This window comes from Siphonobacter sp. BAB-5405 (assembly GCF_002872335.1).
Lineage (GTDB): Bacteria > Bacteroidota > Bacteroidia > Cytophagales > Spirosomataceae > Siphonobacter.
Genome location: NZ_NJAG01000225.1, coordinates 1 through 796 on the forward strand (window position 1 = coordinate 1; position 796 = coordinate 796).

A 796-nucleotide genomic window follows, 5' to 3' on the forward strand; every position below is an offset into this window, starting at 1 on the left:
CCCAGAAAGATGGCTACGGCGACGCCAATCAGCGTAAAAGGCGTAGGATTCAGGGCAATTTTTACCTGGAAGATTTCTCCCCGTAAGTAGACGACCGCACAGCAGAAGAGGAACAGAATGATCAGCCGCGGGTAAATTTTTTCAATGATGGAGCCTTTCCAGACGAAGAGCAGACGAAACCAATTGTGATGCGGAGGAACAACCATACGAACAACAAACCAGATACGGCMKYTCCTGTTGAGTATCAGTTTTATTATTGTGAAGATTCAGAAGAAGAATTTTTCACTCCAGAAATGGGAGAAGTGACATATAAACAACTTTATAATGCTTATAGGGTCAAACATAAAATTCCATTTCCTGAGGAAATAAAACAAATAAGAGCTCAATACGGGCTTCCGGCTAATAAAATGGCTGAAATATTAGGGTTTGGAATAAATATGTTTAGAGCATATGAAAATGGCGAAATTCCAAACGAATCAAATGCTAGATTAATTCAATTAGCATCTAACCCCAGAGAATTTAAAAAAATACTTTCGCTTAGTAACGTTTTAAATGAAAAGGAACTTGAAAACGATTTAAGTTAAAATTAGATTCTTTGATAAAAGAAAATAAAAGAACACATAATTAATAAGGAAGAATACATTATGGACGCAAAATACCCTAGTGAATATACTGGGTATAAGAACGCAAATTTGGAAAAGCCTTAAATGTTATAGTTTTCTTTTCTCACCTGTTAAAGCCTTGGCAAACAGCACTTAATAAACTTTAATTTTATCGCTGACTTTGGACATTTTAA

General features: G+C 35.4%; 2 protein-coding genes. One reads left to right on the forward strand and one right to left on the reverse strand.

What is annotated here, in order from left to right; translation table 11 throughout:
* A partial coding sequence (locus BWI97_RS27230; protein WP_199182148.1) for a bestrophin family ion channel occupies positions 1 to 206 on the reverse strand: 206 nt, incomplete at its 3' end.
* Here BWI97_RS27230 and BWI97_RS27235 point away from each other — a divergent pair.
* Entirely contained in the window at positions 189 to 584 is a 396-nt protein-coding gene (locus tag BWI97_RS27235) for a type II TA system antitoxin MqsA family protein (protein WP_102203509.1), read from the forward strand. The genes BWI97_RS27230 and BWI97_RS27235 overlap by 18 nt on opposite strands.
* Positions 585 to 796: the final 212 nt, after the last annotated feature.